Consider the following 18,028-nt stretch of genomic DNA (forward strand, 5'->3'; position numbering starts at 1 on the left):
TCAATGCCATGAAGAAGCCGTCGTACCTGAAGGGTGTCGCGGTGCTGGGAGCGCTGTCGCTGGTCGCGGCGGGCTGTGGAGCGGAGGAGCCGGTGGCCGGCCAGGAGGCGCTGGCGGCGCAGGAGGGCGCGCTGGTGCCCGTGGGGACGGGAGGGCTGCCCACCCTGTCGCAGCTCCAGCCGCTCGCGCAGGACACCGCCCAGAGCGGCAAGGTTCTCCTCTCCAGCAACAACCCGGAGACCATCACCTCCTACGGCGTGCTGTTCAGCACCCAGTACACCCCGGGCATCAAGCGCGGTGACACGAGCAACTACCCGTACACCACGAACGCGCCGGCGGCGACGCTGGTGGGCAGCAAGACGCTGGACTCGACCTGCCCCGCGGGCGCGGTCAAGGACATCGGGGTGTACATCGCCCACATCATGGGCGGCGGCGTTGGCAGCGGCTACGTGAGCCTGGGGGTCACGCCGACGCAGAACACCGTCATCGAGGTGGTGGGAGACCTGGCCCTGGGCGCCTGGGTGACGAGGGATCCGAACTTCGTGTCCAACAAGGTGACCGAGGACTACTTCTTCAACCCCAACCTGTCGCGGCGCACCGTGTCGGTCACGGCCAACCAGTACAACCAGATCGACGTGGCGGGCGGCAGCGCCGGCTATATCGACGGCCGGCTCAACCTGCGCATCGCCACGGGCTACAGTGGCTGCTTCTACGTCCACACCCTCTCCCAGCCGACCGCGACGGCGAGCACGACGGTGCCGTCCACCTGGGCCAAGGGCAATGTGGCCTGGGAGGGCTGGTACAACGGGACGGGCTATGGCCGTGGCGCCGGCGTGTTCTCGGGTGACAAGGTCGCGGGCAGCCAGTCCTTCTCGCTGCCCGGGCCCGGCTACGTGCGCGGCTACGTGGTGGCCAGCGCGGCGCAGGCGTACGGCGCGAGCTTCTACTACGCCGACTCGGCGCCGGTGAACTTCGGCAACTACGGCAACTTCTACGACGAGTCCTTCACCGTGACGAACAGTGGCTCCACCTGCATGCGGGTGCGGGCCGAGTTCGTCAGCTACGCCGGGGTGGGCGCCACCCAGAAGCCCACCTACAGCGTGTACAACGCGATGAGCTCCGTGCCGAGCGTGTACTGGAACGGCCCGCTGCGCTTCGTGAACACCTCGGGCGTCTGGTCGCCGGTGGAGGACATCATCGTGTATGCCACCCAGAACACCACCACGCCGGACGCCATCGTGCAGACCATGCGGCACGGCATCGAGCTGCGGACGGTCGCGGCGGGCACGTCCACGACGTTCCGCTTCCAGCTCGGCGTGCCGGGCCTCATCTCCTCGCCGGGCTCGTTCGTCTTCACCAGCGAGGGCTGCTGAGCACCCCGCGGTCCACGAGGGACTCCGTGCTCGTTGCGCGGAGGCCCTCGACGTCCGCGCTCTCCAGGTCCCCATCGGGTCCGGCAAGAACCGATGGGGTTGAACGGGATGATTCCATGACGTTTCCTCGGGAGCTCCCGCACGACTGGGATGGGATTGGACCGATGAAAGAGTCAGGGCAGGGCGACCTTCAAGGGGGCGCAGTTGCCCGTGCCCCCTCATCCGTGCCTTTCACGGAACCTCCGCCCAGAGCGTCCTGGAGGGCAGCACGGATGGCACCCATTGGACGTTGTTGAAGACGCTCGGTCACACTGCCCATCCGGGACTGGTACGGCCTGAGCTGCTCCAGCCCGCCCTGCCTGAGCTTCCCCACGGACTCGAGCGCCCAGGCGGTGCACCAGGGCCTCACCTACGGCGTGAACCCGTATGACGGCGTGTGCGGCAACGTGCACTCCTGATCCCGCTACCTGAGCGTGTCCCGCTACCTGAGCGTGGCGCCGGACTGCGGCGGCGAGTTCCTGGTGTGGTGGTTCCAGAACATGCCGGGCTACGGCTCGGGCCAGACGTACGCGGATGGGCGGCCCATGCCGTCCCTGTGGCCTTGCTTCTTCTACTGACGGCCGCTTCGAAGGGCCCCTCCTCCGTGACGGACGGGGGAGGGGTTCGTGATGTCGAGTGCTTCAGCTCACGTGTCGTCGCGGCTGTCGTCCCTCAGGTGGTTCACGTCTCCCCAGGTCACCAGGCGGAAGGTGCCCGGGTGGTAGTCGAACTGGCTCCAGCTGGCGTTGAGCACGGAGAAGGCGCGCGGCGTGCCGTGTGGAATCCCCAGGCAGTGCCGGAACAGGCTGCTGAGGACGCCACCGTGGGTGACCACCACGACGCGCGCTCCCGCGTGGCGGGCTCCGAGCTCCTCCAGGCACTCGACCGCATGGCGGAGCCGCTGGGAGGCGCTCTCCCCCTTGGGCACGACGAAGTCCGGCCCGCCCGCCGCGTACTCCGCGAACATCTCGGGATGGCGTTGGCCCGCCTCGTCCCGCGTGAGTCCTTCCAGGATGCCCAGGCCCCGCTCGCGCAGGCGCGTGTCCTGGAGCACGGAATGGCCCGTGCGCGCGGCGATGCGGCGCGCCGTCTCCAGCGCCCGTCCCAGGTCACTGCTGTAGAGCGCCTGGAAGGACTCGGACGCGAGGCGCACGGCGAGTGCGTCCGCCTGGCGCAGGCCCTTCGCGCTCAGTGCACTGTCCAGGTGTCCCTGCAGCCGCCCCAGGGAGTTCCACTCCGTCTCACCGTGGCGGAGCAGGATGAATTCGGTCTTCATGGGGGACAGATTGTCCGAGTGCGGGCCCGCAGTGGAGGAAACGTTGGACCCGGTGCCCGCCGGGATGGCACGGTGCCGGGAACCGCACAGGAGGGGCGCCCGTGCCCACCATCGTCAGCCCCGACATCGACACCGAGCGCCTCACCATGCGCTGCTCGCGACTCGAGGACTTCGAGGATTCCCACGCGCTGTGGTCGGACCCCCAGGTCGTCCGGTACATCACCGGCAAGCCGTCCACCTCCGAGGAGACGTGGTTCCGCCTGTTGCGCAACGCGGGCCACTGGCAACTGCTGGGGTTCGGGTACTGGGTGGTGCGCGAGAAGAGCACGGGCCGGTTCGTCGGCGAGGTGGGCCTCGCGGACTTCCGGCGGGACATCACGCCCTCGCTCGGCGGAGCCAGGGAAGCGGGCTGGGTGCTGGCTCCGTGGGCGCAGGGAAAGGGGTTCGCCACGGAGGCCGTGCGCGCGGGGCTGCGGTGGGCGGAGGAACGGTTCGGTCCGGAGCGCGTGGTGTGCCTCATCGACCCGAGGAACGAGGCCTCGGTCAAGGTCGCGCACAGGTGCGGGTTCCGCGAGTTCGCACGCAGCACGTACAAGGGCGAGCCGAGCATGATGCTCGAGCGGCTCCCCGGGGACAGGTGAGTCACCACGATGGAAAACGCATCTTTGCAGGAGATCGCCGCGCCCGAGGGCATCTGCTACGGCTGTGGTTGCGTCAATCCGGACGGACTGCACATCCAGAGCTACTGGCACGATGACGGCATCCACGTCATCACCGAGCACCTGCCCGAGGGCAAGTACACGGGTTGGCCCCAGCTGGTGTATGGCGGGCTGATCGCCATGCTGGTGGACTGCCACTCGAACTGGACCGCGATGGCCTACCACTACCGCGCCGAGGGCCGCGCACCGGGCAGTCTGCCGCGCATCGAATGCGTCACCGGCAATCTCGGTGTGAAGTTCCTCAAGCCCACGCCCATGGGCGTGAAGCTGACCCTTCGTGCGCGTGTCGAGGGCGAGGTCGGCCGCAAGAGCCGGGTCCTCTGCGAGGTCTACGCTGGCGACGTGCTGACGGCGGTGGGTGATTCCATCTTCGTCCGTGTCGATACCTCTCAGCTGACGGCGGCGGCGCACGGCCGCCAGCCCTGAGTGCGGGCCTCCGCAGCCGAATCCGCCACGTGAGCAGGGGGGCCAACCTGCTCGAGGCGCACCAGACGGACCTCCAGCGCTTCGTCTCCGAGGACGAGCGCGGGCGCAACACATCGGCGACATCGTCAAGGTGCAGCCCTGCCTCCCGTGATGACGGACAAGCACAAGGTGCTGATGATCCTCGTCAATCTCATCAGCAACACCAGGTACGCCAGGCCCCGGAGCTGCTCACGCGCATCTGCCAGTACAGCTTCACCACCCGGAAGGAGGGGCACGGCTTCGGCCTGCACCGGCACCTCGCGCTCTCTGGCTCGTGGGGGGGGGGCGGCTGGCCACGGCGAGGGCCAGCCGCTATCCTGGGGACCGTGCCGCGCCGCACCGCGCCCGGCGTGGCTGCCTGGGGGTTGTCTCCATGTCTGCGCTGATCTGCGGCTCGCTGGCTTACGACACCATCATGGTGTTTCAGGACCAGTTCAAGAACCACATCCTGCCGGACAAGGTGCACATCCTGAGCGTGTCCTTCCTGGTCCCGCGGATGCGCCGCGAGTTCGGCGGCTGTGCCGGCAACATCGCCTACAACCTCAAGCTCATCGGCGGCGATCCGGTGCCGATGGCGACGGTGGGCCAGGACTTCGAGCCCTACCGCGCGCATTTCGAGAAGTGCGGCATCCGCCTGGATCAGGTCCGCGTCATCGAGGACATGTTCACGCCGCAGGCGTTCATCACCACGGACCTCGACAACAACCAGCTCACGGCCTTCCATCCGGGCGCGATGAGCCGCAGCCACGACAACCACGTGCGCGACGTGAAGGGCGTCACCTTCGGCATCGTCGCGCCGGACTGCTACGAGGGCATGCTGCAGAACGCCCGGGAGTTCCACGACTGCGGCATCCCCTTCATCTTCGATCCCGGCCAGATGATGCCGCTGTTCAACGGCGACGAGTTCCGCCACTTCATCGAGCTGGCCGACTACGTCGTCGTCAACGACTACGAGTCCAACCTGCTGCAGGAGCGCACCGGCTGGGACGAGGCGGCCATCGCCTCCAAGGTCCGTGCCTACATCATCACGCGGGGCCCGCGCGGCTCGCGGATCCTCACGCGGAGCGAATGCCACGAGATTCCACCGGCACGCGAACGCGAGGTGGTGGACCCGACCGGCTGCGGCGACGCCTACCGGGCCGGGCTCATCCTCGGACTGATGCGCGGCCTCGATCTGCCGACCTGCGGCCGCATGGCGTCGCTGATGGGCGCGCTCAAGGTCGAGCACCCCGGCACGCAGAACCAGAAGTTCACCTACGACGAATTCGCCGCGAAGTTCCGCGAGCAGTTCGGCTACGCACTCGACTGAGGTGTCCCATGACCCGCATCACCCTCGTCAACCAGGTCCCCGCGAGCTCCGCCGCGTCCGCCGAGTTCCGGCTGCTGCAAGGCGTCCAGCATCAACACATGGCCGTCCGTGTCGGAGTGCACGCTGGCGGAGAGGCGTCCATCCCCACCCAGGGCAGTGGCTACACCGCCGTCGCGGTGACGCAGATGGAGGACATGACGCTCACCTCCAACGAGGTCTCCTTCAGCGGCTCCTCCCAGGTGCTGGTGGCCCAGGTCGTCGCGGAGAACGGCTTCTACGACTTCCGGCTCGTCGCGTATCCGGGGACGCAGGTCTCGGCCATCGTGTGTGAGAACACCTGGCGCGCGCCGGTGCAGATGACCATCAAGCAGACGGGAACGCCCGTGGCGGTCGTCACCGTGGTGGATGAGCACAACCAGACCAGCGTCAGCACCGCGCAGCAGTGGCAGTGCTACGCCATCGTCAATGGCATCACCACGGCCACCGTCGAGTTCAAGGGCCCCAACGCCCGGGTGACGCTGACGTCCGACGGCGACGACAGCTACGCCCTGGCGGTGGAGAAGGTGGGGCCCCAGGGCACGAGCCTCGAGCCCCTGGCCAGCAAGCCCGCCGAGACGGAGACGGCGGCGCCCGCCGAGGCCCCGGTGCTGTCCGTCACCTCGGCGGCCTGAGCGCGACGCCCCCCCGAAAAGCCGTGCTGGGCGCTGCCCTCCTCGTCGTCCTGGGCGGCAGGCGGCGCCGGCTCCCGCTCCAGAGGCCGGAGCCCCTCCCGCCGGATGACCCGGCCGCTGAGCGAGCAGGCATCAGCGGCCGGGCCGCCCGTGCTCCGGGTTGATCACCGTCCTGGCCGGGCCCAGCTTCCCTTCATGAAACTGCCCGTCATGCCTCCGGTGTCACCCATGCTCGCGAAGCTGGAGCGGGAGCTCCCGGAGGAAGGCGAGGTGCTCTACGAGCCCAAATGGGACGGCTTCCGCGCCATCGTCTACCGCGACGGGGACGAGGTCATCCTCGGCAGCCGCAACGAGCGGCCGATGACGCGCTACTTCCCCGAGCTCGTCGAGTCGAGCCGCACGCATCTGCCGCGCCGCTGCGTCGTCGACGGTGAGATCGTCATCGTGGGCGAGGACGGCGGGCTCGACTTCGACGCGCTGTTGCAGCGCATCCACCCGGCGGCTTCCCGCATCCGGAAGCTCTCGGTGGAGACGCCCGCCTCGTTCGTGGCGTTCGACCTGCTCGCGCTCGACAAGCGGGACTTGCGGACGCTGCCCTTCCAGGAGCGCAGGACGTTGCTCCAGAAGGCGCTCGCGGGGGTCCGTGCGCCCATCCACCTCACGCCCGCCACGCGCAGCCGCGAGGTGGCCGAGGCCTGGTTCAGCCGCTTCGAGGGCGCCGGGCTCGATGGGGTCGTCGTCAAGCCGCTCGGCCTGCCGTACCTCGAGGGCAAGCGCGAGATGTACAAGGTGAAGCACGAGCGCACCGCGGACTGTGTCGTCGGTGGCTTTCGCTGGCACAAGGACGGGAAGGGGGTCGGCTCGTTGGTGCTCGGCCTCTACGATGAGCACGGCACGCTGCAGCACGCGGGCGTCGCCACGAGCTTCTCCGCGAAGCAGCGGGGGGAGCTCGCGAAGAAGCTCGAGCCGTACCGGAAGCGGGCGATGGAGACGCACCCCTGGCGCGAGTGGGCCGAGGTGGAGGACGCCGCGGTGCGGATGCCGGGGGCCCAGAGCCGCTGGAGCGGGCAGCGCGACCTGAGCTGGGAGCCCGTGCGCCCGGAGCTCGTCGTCGAGGTGGCGTATGACCACCTGCAGGGCATGCGCTTCCGCCACGCCACGCACTTCCGGAGGTGGCGCCCGGACCGGACGCCGCGCTCGTGCACCTACGCGCAACTGGAGCGCTCGGTGCCGGCCGAGCTCGCCGAGGTCTTCGCCTCCGAGTCCGAGGCCGCCCCGGCCCATTGAAGGCGCCGCTCCCGGCCTCAGCGGCTTCCGCCGCGGCGCGGCTGCCGCTTCGCACGGGCCGCGAGCGCCGGTTTCGCGCGCAGAGTGCCCTCTCGGGGCGGCGCCCGGAGCGGCTCGTCCTTCTGCTTCTCGAAGTGGGGAGGGAAGGGGGCCTCCCCGAGCCCCTCGGCCTTCTGCCGCTCGAAGAGCTCGAGAAGGCTGTCGAGCGCGAAGGGCCGCGCATCCATCTCTTCCCAGACGTCGCCGAGCTTCTTGTAGCGCCGGGGCACCGTGGCGAGCGTGAGCGCCTCGGGCTCCACGTCCGCGACCTCATCCCAGCGCAGCGGGCAGGACACGCGTGCCTCGGCGTTGGCCCGCACGGAATAGACAGACGCGATGGTCCTGTCCTTCGCATTCTGGTTGAAGTCCACGAACACCCGCCGGCCGCGCTCCTTCTTCCACCAGGCGCTCGTGGCCTTGCGCGGCATGCGCCGCTCCACCTCCCGCGCGAGCGCGAGCGCGGCGTGGCGGACCTGGGGGAAGTCCCAGCGCGGGGCGAGCCGGACATAGACGTGCATGCCCCGCGAGCCGGACGTCTTCGGGTAGCCGACGAGCCCGTACTCCTCGAGCACCTCGCGCACGCACAGGGCCACCTCGCGCACGGAGGAGAAGCGCACGCCCGGCTGCGGGTCGAGGTCGATGCGGAGCTCGTCCGGATGCGAGAGGTCGCTCCGGCGGACCGGATGCGGGTTGAAGTCCAGACAGCCGAGGTTCACCGCCCAGACGACGTGCGCCAGGTCCACCGGGCAGAGCTCGTCCGCGCGCCGGCCGCTGGGGAAGGTCACCTCGGTGGTCTGGAGCCACTCGGGCGCGCCGGCCGGAACCCGCTTCTGGAAGAAGAACGCGCCCTCGGCGCCGTCCGGGTAGCGCTTGAGGGCACACGGGCGCTCGCGCACGCCGCGAAGCAGGCCCTCACCGACGGCCAGGTAGTACTCGATGAGGTCGAGCTTCGTCTCGCCGCGCGCGGAGAAGAACACCTTGTCCGGCCGGCTGATGCGCACGGGATGGCCCGCGACCTCCAGGTGGGTGAACGCGTCGGACATGTCCACAAGGTAAGTCCAGACATGAGACGGGTGACCGGAGGGAGGAGGGGAGCGCCCGGCTGCTCGGTAGCCGGGCGAGTCCTGCCGATACCCATCTTCTTGGTGATTTCGCCAAAGAGCTTGGCGACTTTGCCAAGAATGCTGGTAACGAGGCCAACTCCGTTTCACCTATGGGAGGCTGGCTGCTCCGTGCCTCCGCGTCGCGCTAGCTCCGATGATTCCGGCTCAGCTTCGCGAAGTTGACCCCCTCCGGTGCCTTGGCGGTGTCTGGGGCCAGCGCGGCGGCGCGGCTCTGTTCCGGCACCTCGCCGAGGAAGTTGTAGAGCAGCGTGCGCGCACCGGCCGTGAGATCTCTCGTGACGGGCATGTAGCGGAAGTTCTCGAACGCCGAGGGGCTCGTCAGCTTGCGAATCAGTGAGCCGTACGCGCGGACCTGCTGCTCGCTCTCGAGATCGAGCCAGTTGTCCATGCACGGCGCCATCGCCTTCCAGTTCGAGAGCACGTGGCGATAGACGTTGTCCCACGTGGGCGGTAGCGCCGCGAGGGTGCTGTCGGCCGCGAGCACGCGCACGTACATATAGGTGTTGACGGGGGGATTGATACCGTCCGCCGGCAGCTGCGGGTTGGGCCCCGGAATCGCCACGTACGCGGTGATGCTGCCCTGAAGGCCGGGCACCGGGAAGCTCACCGTGCCGTCAGCCGCCGTCGTGAGCGCGAAGGACGTGAGGATCGTGCTTCCATCCGCGGACATGACGGCGATCGTGACGCTGATGCCCTCGCCGGCCGGCACGCCGCGATTGTAGACCTGGAACACCGCCATGCCGGTCTGCCCCTCGTCGAGGTAGAGGTTCTGCACGAGCGGCACCGCGCGCAGGTCGGTCTCCTCGAGCAGCACATTGCCTTGCGAGTCCCGCAGTTGCAGCGCGCCCTCCGTGGCGAGCTTCGCGCCATCCGCGGTGAGCGGAATCGTCACGATGCCCGACGTCGCGAGGTACGCCTGCTTGTCGTACTGCGGATAGGTGAGCGTGCCGAGCGTGACGGGGTTGCCGCTCGACGGAACCGCCACGACGTTCAGAGCGCCGAGGTCCTGCTTCTGCAGATCAGTACCGGTCTCGCTGATGCTGTTCGACAGATCGAGCGTGAGCGAGCTGCCGGTGACGCGCGCGTGCGCCGTGCTGACGGAGTTGTTGCCCGAGACGAGCAGCGTGCGGTCGCCCGGCTCGTTCGCCGGCTCGTTGCGGCGCCAGAGGCCAATCACCCCGACGACCCTGCTGCGCGCCGGATTCGGCTGGAATCCGCCGCCGTTCAAGTCCGCGATCAGCTGCTCCGGCGGCTTCAGGTTGTCCTGCGTGTAGCTCGGGTCATTGAAGTAGATCGTGCGATAGGTGTTCCACTGCACGGTCAGGCCCGCGACGTCGTCGGCTTTCAAGGCCTCCCGCAGCTTCTGGAGCACGTCCGAATTGAACGCATCGATCGTCAGCGTCTCCTTCGCGAAGGACGACTGCCAGACGACCGAGGCGACGCCAGCGCGGAACTTGTCCTTGCCGAGATAGCGGCTGAAGTTGATGTAGCGCGCGGAGAAGCGGCTGCTGCGCGGTGCGACGATGCGGCAGCCTCCCTCGATGCCGAAGCTGAGCGCATCGAAGAAGAGCTGCGACGTGAACGCGCCGTACGGCTCGAGATCCACGAGCATGCCGCGGAAGTTCGCGGGCGAGCCGACGAACGCATCGGTGTTCACGACGCCGCCGCCGAGGTCCGCGCCGCTGATCTCCGTGTTGTAGAAGTTCGAGCGGTGGGTGCCGTGCGGATTCCAGTTGATCTTCGGCGGCCGCACCGCGGCGATCGCCTCCTGGCGGAACGCCTTCACCCGCTCCGCGACCGTCGGGAAGATCGTCTCGCTGTCGAGCTCGTTGTAGAAGTCATCGTAGTTGTTGGTGACGATCGGATCCCAGTCGATCTCACCACTGAAGAGAATGCGCGGCGTTTCGAGGACGCTCATCAGTACGTTCCTCCAGAGGTCGGCGTGTACAGGAAGCTCGGGCCGGCGACGTACGCCGGGTCGGCGAGCGGAGTGGTGAGGGCGGCGTACGCGGCCATGCGCAGATCGAACATCGCGCGGACCGCGTTGCCGAGGCGGCCCTGCTCGCCGGTGACGGCGAGTTGCAGCTCGTCGACCATGCGCGAATACGCCTCGTTGCACGCGGCCTGCGCCGCCCGCGCGGCGGGCGGATCGTTCGAGAAGTCATGCGTGCCGGGATTCTCGATCGCCGGATAGACGGCGGACCAGTCGACACCGAGCGGCCTCGGGCCCCAGGTGTATCCCGGCGGCTCCGCCGACTTCGTCAGGACCTTGTCGTGGTAGACCTCGCCGAAGCGGTAGTAGTGCGCGAGCTCGTTCTGGAAATCGAGCGGGTCGTCCTTCGCTCCCTCTCCCTCGGAGACGATGTCCTGGATCGCGCGATGCGCGTCGTCATACGAGTTGATGGGGAAGAGCTGCCCGGAGAAGAACTGCGAGTCGTCGATCTGATTGCGGCCCGGTATCCATGACTCGGGCGGGAGTGTCGCGAGGAACGCGTCGAGCGCGTCGTAGAACTGACCGATCGTGACGGTCTGGGGCGCGGCTTGCGTGGCGCGGAGCATCAGCGTCTGGATGGGGAAGTCCGGCGGCGATTCCGGCTGCTCGATCTGCATCCCCTGCCACATCGCCTTCTGCGAGAAGGGGAGGAGGTTGATGATCAGCGGCTGCCCGCCGGGCGGGCCGATGTCGCCCGGCAGCGGTCCGGGATAGACCGGCGGGGTCAGCCTGGGCTGGCCGCCCAGCGCGTTCAGGATGTTGCACGCCAGGCACATGTGAACCATCTCCTGCATCAGGATCGACTTGATCCGTCCGAAGGCGGCGTCGTTCTCGCCCCGCCGGATCGAGAACATCGCGTAGAGATAGGGCGGCAGCGTCCCGAACTCGACGCCGATGGCCGTCTGCAACATCGACCAGGCATCTTCGACGGAAGCGATTGATTTCAATTGCAGGCGTATCATGCGGCTCAACCTAGACCGATCTCCCGCTATGATGGAACTCATTCCTTCCGGAAAGGGTGCCTCTCCCGAATGAGATCCAGCGCAACCTCCATCCTCCTGATCCTGCCCCTCGCCGCATGCAGCCATCACAAGGCGAACGTGAACGACGGCGCCGTGTACGAGACGTATGGCGTCCACAACAACCAGGATGACAGCCCGTGCGCGTCGCCCGATTGCCGCTACGTGCGCGGCCCGGGCGAGCCCGCGGATCCGATCTACCCGCCGTACTGGACCTCGAACTGGACGATGTACCGCGTCTTCCAGAACTACCAGACGCACCTGCCGCCGTACGACGGCCGCCCGCCCGCGCCGCTGCAGGAGGGCACCGACTACGAGGTGTCGTACGGGGCGACCTATTACGACTCGACGTGGCGCGGTCCCTCGGGCGATGGCGCGATGATGGAGCACTACGAGAAGCGCTGCCTGCCCATCTTCCCGATCGACAACCAGTTCACCTGCTCGTTCATCTCCCTCGGCAACGCGGCGTTCTTCGTGACGTACCCCGAGGACCGGCCCAAGGGGATGCCGCCGGTGTGTCTGTTCTCGAAGTGGAACCACCCGCCGCGCCGCGACTTCGTCAAGCATCTGCCGTACAGCCAGGGCGACAGCGCACAGCTTGGCACCGGCGGGCAGGGCTATTCGTTCTGGGTCTCCGCGGCCAACGGCCGTCCCATCCAGACCGGCGCCAGCCCCGATCGCACGCAGGACCCCGCCATCCTCTTCGGCTACGCGTTCGCGCCGGTGAACGGCGTGGTGCAGCCGCAGTCGTTCTACTTCTCCGGCTATCCGATGCCTCCGGCCAACGCACCCATCGTGAGCCAGAACTACACGAACTTCGCGCCCGTGCAGCCGGAGCCGGCGAAGACGTGGGCGCAGGTCAGCGGGCTCGACCCGGCCACCCTCCCGCTCTGCCAGCTCTTCGACCCGCCGAGCACGCCGGGCCCGCAGGCCGCCGAGGGCGCGCTCATGACGGCGCCGCCCAGGGAGGCGCCGGCCAAGGCGGCGCCGACGTGGGGGGATATCGGAAGGTGGCGGAAGCAGTGAGGGGGCGCAGCGGCCCCAGGGGCCTCAGCAGCCGTACTGGTTGAGGGAGACCCTGCCCTCCACCAGGTTGCCGTTGCCGTCGAAGACGTGGATGACGAAATCGGGGCTGACCCACAGGCCCGAGTTGGCCGGAGTGCCCCAGCCCGTGTTGTCCACGTCCTCCGTCCGGGAGCCGATGCGCACCTGCTGGCCGGAGCTACGCGGGGGCGCGGGTGGCCACCCTCAGTGCCGCGTCGGACCTCTATGGCACGGGCAGTCCCGAGGTCAGCGGCGTGGCCGCTGCCTGGTTCGCGGTGAGCGTGAACTGAGCCGCGCGCGCTGTCGCCGCTGAAGCTCGCGACACCCGCGCCCTGGGCGGATCAACGTCTGGCCAGGCAGCGTATGGGGAAACCACGATACGGACACTCGTCACCTTCGGCAGGTCCATTTCCTTCCACCTGGGGCTGACTGCCTCGCTTAACGTGGCCCGCGCAGTGCCCACCCAGGAGACACATCACAGTATGCGCAGCGCAATCATCGCAGGGTTGATTGCAGTGGGGATGCTGGCAGGTTGTGGAGGCTCCGCGACCGATAGAACCGGAGAGGTGCACATCGTGTGCGCCGACGGCACCGCGTGCACCGGTTCCGCCGACGAGTGTGTGACGAAGTGCGGCGGGTCCGATGGTACGAAGCACGCTCAAGACTTCAGCATGATTTGTTGCGACGGCAGCGAATGCTACACCCCCGGCGGTCCTTCCATCTGCATCGACTACTGCAACAAGTACGGCGACGGCAGCTGGTGCGGGTAACACCGCTCGTTCTGTCCATGCGGCGGCCCGCCCCAGGCTTTCGGGGCGGGCCGGATGGTCCGGCGGGGGAAGCTCGTCCATGGCCTCGCAGGGCCTGCCGGCGATGATGGGAGGAGGAGGCCGGGTGCCACTGCGGAACTGCTTCAAGAAGCCGACGAAGCTCTGCTCGCTCTTCCCCGAGAAGACTCGCAGCCCCTCGGCCATCTCTCCCTCGTAATTGGCGCCGCCCAGGAGGGTCAGGCCTTCTTGATGGCCCCCAGCAGCGCGATGCTGGGGAGCGAGGCGAAGGTGGCGGTGCAGCCCACGAGGGGGATGCGAAGCAGGGCGACGGTGGAGGCGAGCTCCTCGAGCCACTCGGCGATGTGCCGGCGCAGAGAGGTCTCCTCCAGGCTCGGGGGGAACTCGAGCGGCGCCGTCTTCAGCGCGCCGCATGCACCGAACACCAGGGGTGCGAACAGCCGCTCCCAGGTGGGCAGGGCTCTGCCACCGTTCGGCATGTAGCAGAGGTCCTCGTAGGCCATCTCCCCGAGGTGCTGGGCCAGGAGGATGTTGGAATAGAGGACCCGGACGGACAGCCAGGGCGAGCGAGGGGCGCCAGCAAGCGCACAAATCTCATTCGTGCCACCATCCACATGCGCCCAGGATTCACACAAACTGCGGGAGAGCCATGTCGCCGGGGCAAGCTCACTCGGCCCCTGCGGTCAAGGGCGCACTCGAAGCAACTGCAATGACGGAAAGCCGTTTCCCGGGATATGCTGACTGCCTACGACGGTTGAAGGGTCCTGGACCTCTTCACCCGCGTGGCAGGTACGCCGTCTCGAGTCGCCGAGAGTAAAGAGGGGGGACAGCCGTGGACGTGAACTTTCCTATTGAAGGAGTGGCGTCAGAGGACCCGCTCTTCAGTGGTAACGAGACGGGGCCTGATGGCTTCTTCCCAGTCGGTACCAACGGCTTCTGGCATGGAGGCGTGCACCTTCGCACCGACAAGCCACTCATCGCCATACGGGACGGCGTCCTCGTTGCCTACCGCATCAACAAGGATCCACTCGTGGCAGAGGTCGAAGAGGCCAAGATGGAGTACTCCAGCGGCTTCGTTCTCCTGCGCCACGAGGTGCAGACGCCACTGGGCCACAAGGCGACCTTCTACTCGCTGCTGATGCACGTACTTCCCTGGGCCGCCTATCGCAACAATCCGGCCCTGATTCCTCCGCGTTTTCTCGCCGAAAGACACCCGAAGAAGATCAAGACGGATCGAGACGGCCGTGGCGTCAACGTCCGGAGCGACGCATCGGCGGCGACCATCGTGGGTGTCATCCCTCGGGGCGCGCTGGTCGTTCCGGTTCCGGGGGCCGCACCGGCGGGACACTGGTCGACCACTCGGGAATACAGAGGCTTCGTGAAGGTGCGCTGGAACGGCCTCGAGGGCTGGGCGAAGATCGATCGGAGCAACTCGCGCGAAGAGCGGGCAACCACGCAATGGATTGCCACCGCGCTCATTCCGGTCTGGCGTGCCGACGACTCCAGCCAGAAGTTGGGAGACATCCCAGCCAATGCGATGTTTCAAGCCTCTCGGGAGAGCCCTTCTCATGCCTCGTGGAGCCGTCATGCCCGGAAGGATGCGCTCTTCAGGGTCGCCTACGGCTCCATCCAGGGCTACGCGGACCTGAAGGACTCGGCCCTGGCGGCGAACCTCCGGCTCACCGGGGGCGATGACGCGCCCGCGGACAGAGCGAAGTTGGGGCTCGCCGTCCGGGAGCGGGGGGACAATGATGCCCCCGTCCTCCGAATCCTCCCCAAGGGAGAGCTCGTCCGCTTCAAGGATCCGCTCGCCGTCAAGCGGCCCGACAGGAAGTTCTACGAGCTGGAGGCCGGCGGCTTCATCTTCGTGGACGACACGACGATGGAACTCGACTGGGCCATCATCGAGCCCGAGAAGTTCGACGATGTGGTGGTACCGGCGAGGCCTATCGAGATCGAGCGCGGCACTCCGCTCGGTTATGCCGGCACCTTCCTGCGTGAGTTCGAAGAAGCGCCCGCGCCTCCTGCTCCCTCGACGAGCAACCTCGTCCACTTCGAACTCTTCACCACGGATCCCGAGTTCGCAAAGAACCCCCACAACGAGCACTGGTTCGGAACGAAGTTCCGGCTCCCGCCCGGTACCGTCTTCAAGCTCCGCCAGGCCACCCCTGGCGCCCTGCCTCCCAAGGTTGTCGTGGACCTCCGAGTGAAGGACTCGCTGGAGTTGGTCCGGCAGAATCAGGGGTCGGGGCACGCCCAGTACTTCCGATATGAGGTCGTCGGGTGGAAACGCATCAGCGAACTCGGGGAGTACTTCGGTGAGGGCTACACCGTGCTCGACCCCGTCGATCCGCTTCTCGAGAGCCTCCCTTCCTGCTGGTGCAAGGAGCCAGAGGTGACGACCGTGCAGTCGCGAGCGAGTCGTGGCGATTACCTCGAACCCCTGGACACGAAAAAGGTCGATGAGACGTACAAGCACGTCCGCTACCAGAAGCTGGTGGGCACGAGGACCACGCCCGTGGACGGATGGGCACGAGAGCATGAGCTCGGCGACTTCTACGCGCAGGCGTACTGCCCGGCCGCCGCGGTACCTTCTGCGGTTTCTCGCAAACCCTCTGATTGGATTTCTCCCCCAGCCCCAACCGATGCCGTCGAGCTTTCCATCGGACGATGCGTCCGGCACGATGCCGAGCAGCAGGTACCCGAGGTCTTCCGCAAGGTCCGCCTGAACTCGGAGAGCGGGTGGACACCGAAGGCGTTGCTGGGAAGCCTCGATCCCCTGAAACACGTCTACAAGCCTGCCTCGCCCGTCCCCTTCCTTCCCGTCGTGCCCACCACGCGCGAGGAGATGCAAAGGGGCCGCACCGTGCCCGCCGGCTCGGAGCTTGAGGATGCTGGCGAGGAGACCACGTCGAATGAGACGTGGATTCAGGTGACCTTCCGCAATGCCTCCGCGGTGGAAGCCACGGCCTGGGCGCGCAAGGCCGAGTTGGGTCCGGTCCTGAGGAACCGCTTCGTGCTCACCCGCGCGCTCGAGAAGCTCGTGGCCCAGAGGCCGAACACGGACGCGGACACGGAGAAGGAGGGACTGCGCATCGATGCGGCGGTTGGGGCCGCGCTCGAGTACCTCGGTAATGCCAGCGTGGCGAAACGCGAGTACAAGAAGGTCCAGCGCCATGAGACTGACATCGTGGGTTGGAAGCGGTCCCGCGAGCTGCGGAAATACGTCAACCCCGCGCCCAGGCATTTCCGGCTCGCAGACGACCTGTCGAGCCTGCTCCGCGCGGAACCCCGACAGATAGAGCTCGCCGCGGCGGCAGGTGCCGAGGTGACCGTGCTCCAGGCGGCCACGATTGCCGGGACCCCGTACCTGCAGATCTCCCATCGAGGCAAGAGCGGCTGGTGGCCCCAGGCGGAGTTGGGCGAAGTGCGCGCTGGCAGGTGCACCCTTGCCTCGGACCGTCAATGGGTCCTTCAAGACAAACCCGCGGACCGCCCCGATGAGTTGAAGATCACCGCCAGGCGTGGTGACGCCGTGTTCGTCGAGAAGCAGGTTGGAGTCTTCGCGAAGATTCGTATCGTCGTCACCGAGGACTCGGAGCGCTGCCATGGTTGGTACGCAACCGCGGACTTCCGGGGTGGTTCACTCAACAAGACCCTGACGGAAGTGCTCACGGATGATCCCGACAGCGCTTTCACCGTCAACGCGGGCGTGAACACCGCCCCCATCGAGTTCGAGGCAACGACCGAGCCTCCGGTCCGCACCCAGAACGGAGAGGGTTGGCATGAGGTCGAGTACGGTCCCGGCAAGCGCGGCTGGATCAACCTCCACATCGATATTGCCGACCGAAGGTTCGTCTACTCGGGTGTCACAGCGACCTCCGCGTACGATTGGGAGGGCTGGCAGAAACTCCAGGAAGAGGGCGCCGAGGCCCACTTCAGCAACGACGGCCTGTGTGATGTGCCGACATTGATCAACCTCCTCGAGAAAGACGAGCGCGGAGCCGCGAGGGATGCAACGGCCAGGAGCGGCCTTCCGACACCACGGGCCATCCAGAAGGCGCTCACCGACGAGAAGGTCAAAGGAAAGCTTCGCAAGCTCATCTGCCAACACCCCAGCGAGTGGGACTCCGGGGGCGACTGGGAGCGGAAATTCAGCCGGTTGAAGGCAGGACCCTGGCATTTGGATGAGGCCAACTACCGGGCGACACTGGACTACATCAAGAAGCTCGAGTTCTGGAGTGCGGCCTTCGCGGGGGACCGAGCGGCGCCTGCTCCGGCCAGGGTGTGGCACTGGCATCCCATCAATGTGCTCGCCCAGTGGAAGCGGATGCGCGGGATCACCGCGGAGCAACTCAAACGGATCATCCCGAGGGCGAGGAATACCGATATCGCCAGGCACATCGGCTGGCTCAATGTGACGATGGAGCGCTACGAAATCAATACGCCCCTCCTCCAGGCGCATTTCCTGGCCCAGATCGGACACGAGAGCGGAGCCTTCTTCTATTCGGAGGAGGTGGCATCCGGCGAGAGATACGAGGCACGCTTCGATCTGGGCAATATCCGGCCCGAGGATGGGAAGAAGTTCAAGGGACGCGGGTTGATGCAATTGACGGGGCGATTCAACTACTCGAAATACGGCGCCTTCATAGGCGAGGATCTGACGGCGAACCCCTCGCGAGTGGCCACCGAGCCACGGCTCGTGTGCGACGTCGCGGGATGGTTCTGGCGCTACAATGACGTCAGGGATCTGAACACGGTCGCAACCAGCGCCGACGATGTTTGCGTCAAAAAGGTGACCCGCGTGGTCAATGGCGGCGAAAACGGTCTGAGCGAGCGGCAGGAACTGTTCCACAACGCCAAGCGTGTCCTGATGGACTGA

At 67.1% G+C, this 18,028-nt stretch carries 16 protein-coding genes and 2 pseudogenes; 12 read left to right on the plus strand and 6 right to left on the minus strand.

Features of this window, described 5'->3' with window-relative positions:
* Window positions 1-8: 8 nt before the first annotated feature.
* Together VFZ09_RS43260 and VFZ09_RS43265 are read left to right on the plus strand one after the other, a co-directional pair.
* Window positions 9-1,373, plus strand: coding sequence for a hypothetical protein (locus VFZ09_RS43260; RefSeq protein ID WP_329733675.1), 1,365 nt, complete (start codon window positions 9-11; stop codon window positions 1,371-1,373).
* Between the two features lie 473 nt (window positions 1,374-1,846).
* Window positions 1,847-1,990 (plus strand): hypothetical protein, encoded by a 144-nt coding sequence (locus VFZ09_RS43265; RefSeq protein WP_329733676.1) that lies wholly within the window; start codon window positions 1,847-1,849, stop codon window positions 1,988-1,990.
* Between the two features lie 68 nt (window positions 1,991-2,058).
* Here VFZ09_RS43265 and VFZ09_RS43270 read toward each other — a convergent pair whose 3' ends face one another.
* Window positions 2,059-2,688 carry a histidine phosphatase family protein gene (locus VFZ09_RS43270; protein WP_329733677.1) on the minus strand — a complete coding sequence of 210 codons (630 nt, stop codon included), beginning with the start codon at window positions 2,686-2,688 and terminating at the stop codon, window positions 2,059-2,061.
* A 101-nt stretch (window positions 2,689-2,789) separates the two neighbouring features.
* Here VFZ09_RS43270 and VFZ09_RS43275 point away from each other — a divergent pair, with 101 nt between their 5' ends.
* From VFZ09_RS43275 to VFZ09_RS43295, 6 genes and pseudogenes are all read left to right on the plus strand, one after another.
* Window positions 2,790-3,329: a GNAT family N-acetyltransferase gene (locus VFZ09_RS43275; protein ID WP_329733678.1), complete on the plus strand. Its 540-nt coding sequence runs from the start codon at window positions 2,790-2,792 to the stop codon at window positions 3,327-3,329.
* A 9-nt stretch (window positions 3,330-3,338) separates the two neighbouring features.
* Complete coding sequence (locus VFZ09_RS43280; RefSeq protein ID WP_329733679.1) at window positions 3,339-3,833, plus strand: PaaI family thioesterase; 495 nt, start codon at window positions 3,339-3,341, stop codon at window positions 3,831-3,833.
* A gap of 123 nt (window positions 3,834-3,956) precedes the next feature.
* Window positions 3,957-4,258, plus strand: a pseudogene (locus VFZ09_RS51825) (hypothetical protein); the annotation flags it as partial.
* Window positions 4,246-5,181 (plus strand): carbohydrate kinase family protein, encoded by a 936-nt coding sequence (locus VFZ09_RS43285; protein ID WP_329733680.1) that lies wholly within the window; start codon window positions 4,246-4,248, stop codon window positions 5,179-5,181. The pseudogene VFZ09_RS51825 and the gene VFZ09_RS43285, both read left to right, overlap by 13 nt.
* Before the next feature lie 8 nt (window positions 5,182-5,189).
* Window positions 5,190-5,852 (plus strand): hypothetical protein, encoded by a 663-nt coding sequence (locus VFZ09_RS43290; protein WP_329733681.1) that lies wholly within the window; start codon window positions 5,190-5,192, stop codon window positions 5,850-5,852.
* Window positions 5,853-6,047: 195 nt separating this feature from the next.
* Window positions 6,048-7,139 (plus strand): ATP-dependent DNA ligase, encoded by a 1,092-nt coding sequence (locus VFZ09_RS43295; RefSeq protein ID WP_329733682.1) that lies wholly within the window; start codon window positions 6,048-6,050, stop codon window positions 7,137-7,139.
* Window positions 7,140-7,156: 17 nt separating this feature from the next.
* Here VFZ09_RS43295 and ligD read toward each other — a convergent pair whose 3' ends face one another.
* The 3 genes from ligD to VFZ09_RS43310 all read right to left on the minus strand — a co-directional run bounded on the left by ligD (window position 7,157) and on the right by VFZ09_RS43310 (window position 11,257).
* Window positions 7,157-8,221, minus strand: coding sequence for a non-homologous end-joining DNA ligase (gene ligD / locus VFZ09_RS43300; RefSeq protein ID WP_329733683.1), 1,065 nt, complete (start codon window positions 8,219-8,221; stop codon window positions 7,157-7,159).
* A gap of 205 nt (window positions 8,222-8,426) precedes the next feature.
* A complete protein-coding gene (locus tag VFZ09_RS43305; RefSeq protein WP_329733684.1) occupies window positions 8,427-10,220 on the minus strand; it encodes a hypothetical protein in 1,794 nt (597 codons plus the stop codon).
* Window positions 10,220-11,257 (minus strand): ferritin-like protein, encoded by a 1,038-nt coding sequence (locus VFZ09_RS43310; RefSeq protein WP_329733685.1) that lies wholly within the window; start codon window positions 11,255-11,257, stop codon window positions 10,220-10,222. The genes VFZ09_RS43305 and VFZ09_RS43310 overlap by 1 nt, the downstream gene beginning before the upstream one ends.
* 69 nt (window positions 11,258-11,326) lie before the next feature.
* Here VFZ09_RS43310 and VFZ09_RS43315 point away from each other — a divergent pair, with 69 nt between their 5' ends.
* Entirely contained in the window at window positions 11,327-12,340 is a 1,014-nt protein-coding gene (locus VFZ09_RS43315) for a hypothetical protein (RefSeq protein WP_329733686.1), read from the plus strand.
* Window positions 12,341-12,364: 24 nt separating this feature from the next.
* On the opposite strand, the gene VFZ09_RS43320 is transcribed toward VFZ09_RS43315, so the two are convergent.
* A complete protein-coding gene (locus VFZ09_RS43320; protein WP_329733687.1) occupies window positions 12,365-12,523 on the minus strand; it encodes a hypothetical protein in 159 nt (52 codons plus the stop codon).
* 20 nt (window positions 12,524-12,543) lie between these two features.
* Here VFZ09_RS43320 and VFZ09_RS43325 point away from each other — a divergent pair.
* Window positions 12,544-12,648: pseudogene (locus tag VFZ09_RS43325) on the plus strand (hypothetical protein); the annotation flags it as partial.
* A 559-nt stretch (window positions 12,649-13,207) separates the two neighbouring features.
* Complete coding sequence (locus tag VFZ09_RS43330; protein WP_329733688.1) at window positions 13,208-13,345, plus strand: hypothetical protein; 138 nt, start codon at window positions 13,208-13,210, stop codon at window positions 13,343-13,345.
* Between the two features lie 19 nt (window positions 13,346-13,364).
* Here the strand turns inward: VFZ09_RS43330 and VFZ09_RS43335 are convergent, their stop codons facing one another.
* Entirely contained in the window at window positions 13,365-13,760 is a 396-nt protein-coding gene (locus VFZ09_RS43335; RefSeq protein ID WP_329733689.1) for a hypothetical protein, read from the minus strand.
* Between the two features lie 218 nt (window positions 13,761-13,978).
* Between VFZ09_RS43335 and VFZ09_RS43340 the strand changes: the two genes are divergently transcribed.
* A complete protein-coding gene (locus VFZ09_RS43340; protein WP_329733690.1) occupies window positions 13,979-18,028 on the plus strand; it encodes a glycoside hydrolase family 19 protein in 4,050 nt (1,349 codons plus the stop codon).

It is taken from the genome of Archangium sp. (genome assembly GCF_036277355.1).
Lineage (GTDB): Bacteria > Myxococcota > Myxococcia > Myxococcales > Myxococcaceae > Archangium.